This window comes from Romboutsia lituseburensis DSM 797 (genome assembly GCF_900103615.1).
GTDB classification, from domain to species: Bacteria; Bacillota; Clostridia; order Peptostreptococcales; family Peptostreptococcaceae; genus Romboutsia_F; species Romboutsia_F lituseburensis.
In genome coordinates this window covers 85,816-92,119 of the sequence record NZ_FNGW01000012.1, presented here as the reverse complement: position 1 = coordinate 92,119, position 6,304 = coordinate 85,816, and the positions used below count along the sequence as shown (strand labels likewise).

General features: G+C 25.8%; 7 protein-coding genes. 2 read left to right on the top strand and 5 right to left on the bottom strand.

The genetic code is table 11. The annotated features are described in order from the left end of the window. Positions 1–434: 434 nt before the first annotated feature. Positions 435–848 (bottom strand): hypothetical protein, encoded by a 414-nt coding sequence (locus tag BLP75_RS16295; protein ID WP_092727602.1) that lies wholly within the window; start codon positions 846–848, stop codon positions 435–437. Positions 849–1,016: 168 nt separating this feature from the next. Next, the gene (locus tag BLP75_RS16290; RefSeq protein ID WP_092727601.1) at positions 1,017–1,991 is read right to left on the bottom strand and encodes a CotA family spore coat protein; all 975 of its coding nucleotides are present in this window, start codon (positions 1,989–1,991) and stop codon (positions 1,017–1,019) included. A 267-nt stretch (positions 1,992–2,258) separates the two neighbouring features. On the opposite strand from BLP75_RS16290, the gene BLP75_RS16285 reads away from it, so the two are divergent. Next, a complete protein-coding gene (locus BLP75_RS16285; RefSeq protein WP_092727600.1) occupies positions 2,259–3,257 on the top strand; it encodes a hypothetical protein in 999 nt (332 codons plus the stop codon). Between the two features lie 233 nt (positions 3,258–3,490). Here the strand turns inward: BLP75_RS16285 and BLP75_RS16280 are convergent, their stop codons facing one another. Together BLP75_RS16280 and BLP75_RS16275 are read right to left on the bottom strand one after the other, a co-directional pair. Beyond that, entirely contained in the window at positions 3,491–3,808 is a 318-nt protein-coding gene (locus BLP75_RS16280; protein WP_092727599.1) for a DUF1540 domain-containing protein, read from the bottom strand. 415 nt (positions 3,809–4,223) lie between these two features. Next, positions 4,224–4,793 (bottom strand): HD domain-containing protein, encoded by a 570-nt coding sequence (locus BLP75_RS16275; RefSeq protein WP_092727598.1) that lies wholly within the window; start codon positions 4,791–4,793, stop codon positions 4,224–4,226. A gap of 324 nt (positions 4,794–5,117) precedes the next feature. On the opposite strand from BLP75_RS16275, the gene BLP75_RS16270 reads away from it, so the two are divergent. Beyond that, entirely contained in the window at positions 5,118–5,876 is a 759-nt protein-coding gene (locus BLP75_RS16270) for a SagB/ThcOx family dehydrogenase (protein ID WP_092727597.1), read from the top strand. Positions 5,877–5,933: 57 nt separating this feature from the next. Here BLP75_RS16270 and BLP75_RS16265 read toward each other — a convergent pair whose 3' ends face one another. Continuing rightward, the gene (locus BLP75_RS16265) at positions 5,934–6,287 is read right to left on the bottom strand and encodes a hypothetical protein (protein WP_092727596.1); all 354 of its coding nucleotides are present in this window, start codon (positions 6,285–6,287) and stop codon (positions 5,934–5,936) included. Between the last annotated feature and the right edge of the window lie 17 nt (positions 6,288–6,304).

The window sequence follows — 6,304 nt, the reverse complement described above, 5'->3', positions numbered from 1 at the left end:
GTCGCTTTTAAGTCCCTAAAACGTCGTAGTAAATCCCTAATTCGTCGCTTTAAATCCCTAAAACGTCGTAATAAATCCCTAATTTGTCGCTTTTAAAGCTCTCAAACATAGTATTTCCAAGGGGTTATGGTATGCCTAAATACTATTAAATACTATTAAATACTATTTAAATACTAAGTAAAGACTAGTAAAGGTGTTTTTTCTGTACTAATCTATCCTATTTTTAAACACAATAAAAAACAATTAGACATAAATATTTAATAACACTAAAAAAAGTAGTACGTTAAAAGTTAACTACTACTTTAGTTAAAGATATATTTATAATATAAAAGGTTTTAATAATATCCCTAATTTGTCGTTTTTAAATTAATATATATCATAAATATTTTAAACAAACTTTAATTTATAAAAAACACTTACTAATCAGTAAGTGTTTATTGTAATTGATATTTAATTGTACTTAATACAGAGTCTGCCTCATTTAGTGCAGATATAGCATTAATAAACGATTTATTATTATTATTTTCATAATAATTTTTTATTTCTAATATTGATATTTCAAAATAATTTAAAACTGAAAGTAAAGCCAGATAAGCTACCTTATCTCTATCCTTATGTAATGCAAGTTCATTTCTTATTTTTTTCTGTTGACTAGCTATTTGTGATGATATAAAGTCTATATCTTTTTTTAAACTATCAATATTTTTATTCTGTAAAGCAGACAAATAAACTGTATTTAGTGAATTTGAAATTGAATCAAGGTCCTTTACACTTTCTTTAGGATCAGCAAAAACTATATTGGTACATAGAATAAAAGCTGTAAGTGTACATAGTATTTTTTTGTACATGATAACCTCCCATAAAATTTATAATAATAGTATTTGTCTTTTTATAAGATTAATACTTTAATTAGCTTTTTATGTAGTAAATAAAAAGTTTTTAATAACAAAAAGCTGATTAGATATTTTATCTAATCAGCTTTTATTAATTTATCTAAAATATAATTATTGATTTACTTAAAAGAAAGCTATTGAGTCAGTACAAACAAGATATATTCTTCCAGGAGTTGTAGCAGTAGGTGCAACACCAAATAACAATACATTGCCAAATTTACCTATTACTTCTGCGTTGTTTAATATTAATGGACCAGCTGTTAAACTAACTGTAGTATCTTCCAATATTTCATCTTGGATACCATCGTTACAGCAGCAAGGTTCACATTTTTCATGTTTTTCTTCTTCTTTACAGCAATCGCAACAATCTTTGTTAAGTCTCTTTTTAAGTTTACTAGTTAACTTAACATAATTTGTAGTATCAAGAGCAATAGCATTTATATTACAAAGAGATCCAAACTCTATCATCTCAGGAAGTGGAGTAAGAAGTGATCTTAATAAAGCTACAATAGGCTCAAGTATTGCATCATTTATAGTATTTAATATAGTCTTAAGAATAGCTATAATTGCAGCTGTACCAGGTATTGGTGTTAAAGCAGCAATTAACTCATTTATGATTTCTACAACATTTTCTACTGTAAGAAGAGGAAGTGCATATATTGCGCTACCTGATATATCTAATAAGTCACAAGTACAATTAGTTACTTTACCTAAAGTACCATTAAGTTCTGTTAAGTTATCGTTTGAAGTTGGAGCTAAAGGTCCAAGTTCTACTAATTTAAGAGTAGTTCCAACTACAAAATGATCTGAGATAAAACCAGCTTGATTAAAGTTTACATAATTAACAAATTCATCGCAGTTTAATAATTCTAATACTCTAAGCATGCTAAGTTTACAGCAGCAGCTATGATCTTTTTTTAGTGGAGGATAATGTCTTTCTTTTTCACATTTGCATAAATCTTCTTTAGGTGGATGATGGGGTCTTTCTTTTTCACTACAACACTTAAATTCATCGTGTTTGTATCCCCAACCTTTATTTTCACATCTACATAATTCTTCTTTATCACAATCATAGAAATTTCTATTATTTTCGCTCAAGATTTTACACTCCTTTATATTAATATATAGATTAATCTATATAGAGGTTTAATTTCACTCTATATATAATATATATATTGATAATGTTGGAAAATGTGACGAAAATATACAAAAAAATGTAAAAATAGATAAAAAATGACTTTTTATGTTTAATCATCATGTATTATTAATTTTAATATATAATTAAAATTAGTAATACATAAGGATTATAATCATAAGATTCAGTAGTAGCAATAATTTCATACTAAATAGGGGGATATATTTATTATGGATGAATTAAGAAATAATGTAGATTATCAAGATAAATGTAATGAAGAAAATATAATTGAAACAAATAAAGATTGTAATAAAACTAACTCTAAAGATTACTGTAGTTTTTGTGAAAATATTAAGATCGATAGTAATATTCCAAATCTGATGGTAATGCCGATTCTTAGCAAAAGGATATTTGATTTTGTGTGTTTAAAAGATGAACAGTTCAAATATGATCCATGTGTAAGATTTTATATTGAGGATGATAACTATTGTGATGGAGATCCAATTTGTATAGATCACGTTTGCGCTGAATATGATTTTATCGGGCTTAGGGATAAGGTGTTAGATGGAAAAATGGATTCTCAGAATTTAAAATTCCATGCAACGAATGACTCTTTATATGTATGTTCAATAAACTGCGGTTGTAGTAGTGAAAATGATGAAGTATATTTATATGATGAGTATGTAGCCAATATTAAAGAAGTACAGATAGATAATAATCCTAATAATCATAAAGTAAGTATAAAAAGTAGAATATTTGAAGAAAATTTAACTTTTTATATTTGTAATTTAAAAATAATTGCATCTGGGAAAATAGGGGGTAAATATTTTAGAGCAAGTACTAAGCCATATACAGGAGAACTATCTAACTGTAGTAAAGATTATGAGTGGGATCCTGGATTTAAACCAGTCGATTTTTATTCAAGAGTAGATATACCTAGAGTTGGTAAAAAAGTTTCTATATTTGAAGAGTTTAAAGGATACCTAACGATAGATTGCATAAATACATATGACACATACAAAAAAGACAATGAACTTTTAGCATCATTTGATGCAAGTATTGAGTATTCATTACTTATAAATAAAAAGATATATACTGTAATTAAAGAAAAATTATCTGTATTAACTATAAATCAAAACATAATCTGTTGTCCTGAAAATCGTGCAATGCTAAAATCTCCTTCATATTGTAGTTTAAATGGTATAAATAGATCTGATCTCAATATATAAAATACGCAAAATTCGAGCCGTATAGAGGTTTAAATATGATTTATGAAATAAATATCACTATATAGTAGTGTTGTTTCATATAGAACGTTTTAAAGCCTTGAAAATAAAAACTAAATAACTACTTTTATACTACTTATAACTTTTTTGTAATTATACAAAATTTATAACAATTATTATAAAAAATACAGCTGATTAATATTATTAATTAGCTGTATTTTAATATTTATATTTAATTACTTTAACTTGAATGTATCACAGTTAGTTTCTGTATATATATTAGCATTTCCACCTGAAACAGATATTGAATTAGCTGTACATAATTTATTATCGTTGTAATGGCAGTTTATAGCATCACAAACTAAACAATCACAACTTCCATCAGAATTAGTATTATTTGTTAAATTAGAGTAATGTTTTTTATCTAAGAAAGATCCACAACATGTATCACAAGGATTTTTAGCACTTCTTCCGCCTACATTAACTCTATTAGCATAACAAATTCTACTATTATTATGAGAACAGCTTTCTACATTACAATTAATTTTATCCATTTTAAAGCCTCCTAGTTGTAAATTTATTTAAATGTTTTACCATGTCTTGGCTTATCTTTATATACTGCACGTGATTTTTCATGGATTTCATCTAAATTATCAATAATAGTATTTCATTATATGGATTAATTATGCACAAAAACTAATACTGTAGAATTAAATTTATTGTTATAACAGTTAGATATTGTATATACTGATATTACTTGGGTTTTAAATATTAAATACATATTAAAAAAACATTAAAAATACATTTAATAAATATTAAATATATTTTTAATGTTGCTATATCTTTAAAAGTATGCTAGTTAGAAAGGAATATTAAAATAAATATTTTATTAAAATTTAACTTATATTAAAATAAAATATTTATAGTCCCTAATTTGTCGTTTTTAAATTTATTATCATAACTATATAACTAAGCCTCACTTTTTTGAGATATTTTTTCTGTTGTTCTTTTATCTATTTCTTTCTTGAGATCTTTTAAATAAGATGAGAATTCTATCTTGTCTGCACCATAAGTAAACTGTAAGTCGTATTCTAGTGGAATCCAAGTACTAATATCCGCTTCGTTATGCTGAATGACTGCTTCTAAGTTATCTAATGCTTTGTAAAGTTTTGCTTCATCAGTCTTACGTTCATTCATTTCTTTTAAAAGCTCTGTAAATTCATCACGATAAGGAGCAGGGAAAGTTGAAATCCAATTAAAAAATATCTTATCCTCTTTTTCACTATCTTCTTCTTTTTTCTCAAAGGTAGGAATATCACCTGTAAATGCTTCACCTAAATCATGAATTAAACACATACGAATTACCTTGTCCATATCAATGTCTGGAAATTCATCACGCATTAATAATGCCATTAATGCAATACGCCAGCTATGTTCTGCTACACTTTCATGACGTCCACTAGATGTCCATGAGTGCCTAGTATTGCATTTTAGTTTTTCTGCTATCGTTAATATTTCTAGAAATGTTGCTGTATTCATAAGAAGTTCCCCCTAATAAATTTATAATTACCTATATCATACCTAAAATATCTTTACTTCGCATTATATTACGATCACGAACTTTGATTAGATTATATACAATATTAAAATTATTTTCCAATTACAAAATTATTTTATAGTAAAAGTTATCTCTAATGTAGCTACTATATATGTTGAGAATAAAATACAACAATGTATTAAATCGACTAGTTCATTAATTTTACTTGATGTTTATTTTGTTTTTCATGTAACATCTGTTACTGCAATTTTTTTAGTTAAAATATATAATATTTTGTTAATGCACATTTTAAAAAGGAGACATCTATGGATAAAATTAAAGAAAATAGAGAATTTTTTAAAGCTAACTTTGATATATTAAAAAGTATTAAAACAGATAAACAAAAAGGAATTGCAGCTCCTTCATTTCAAAAAAAATATGATTTAAATGCTGATTTAATAGAACTTCCACCTTTGAGTAAAGATATTTTGACTAAGCCTAATGTGTTTGATTGTATAAAAGATAGAAGAAGTATAAGAAAATATAGTCATGAAAAAATAAGTTTATCAGAACTTTCTTATTTACTTTGGGCTACTCAAGGAATAGAAAGTGTAAAGGATAAATTTAGCGCATTAAGAACAGTTCCTTCAGCTGGATGTACTCATCCTTTTGAAACATATTTAATAATAAATAATGTAATAGATTTAAATAGCGGGATTTATAGATATTTACCTTTAGAGCATAAACTTCTATTTATAAAAAATTTAGATAATATAGAAGATAAGATAAATAAGGCAACTCCAAATCAGCCTTTTGCTCAAGATTTTGTATCTAAGAGTGCTGTTGTATTTGCATGGAGTTGTATTCCATATAGAAGTGAGCATAGATTTAGCATAACTGCCCATAAAAAAATACTTATAGATATTGGACATGTATGTCAAAATCTTTATATATCATCTGAATCACTTAATTGTGGAACTTGTGCTATAGGAATTTATGATCAAGACATAATTGATAACATGTTAGATTTGGATGGGGAAAATGAATTTGTAATTTATATGGCTTGTGTAGGTAAAAAGCTATAAAAAATAATGTAAAAGCCAGGGGTAAGTCTTAAAACTTATATACTCCTGGCTTTTAATTTATTTTTTAGTTTTCTTAGATTTCTTCTTATACTTTTCCTCATAAGCTATAAGTGCTTCTTCATTTAACTCTATTGAATCAAACACTTTACCAATTACATCTTCTAGTACTTCAGATACGGTCATGTTATTTTCATATGAAAAAGACTTTACCTTATCAGCTATATCTTTTTTTAACTTTATACCTATCATGGTTTTTTCTTCTTTTGGCTTAGGCTTATTTATTAAATCTAGAACATTTAGATTACTGTTTTTGTTTTCTATAAAGTCTTCACCTGTTGATTTTTCTTCGATTTTTTGTTTTATATTAAGTAGTCCATTTTTTTTATTTAACATTGGATTTTCAACACTCATAGTTATATCTCCTTTTA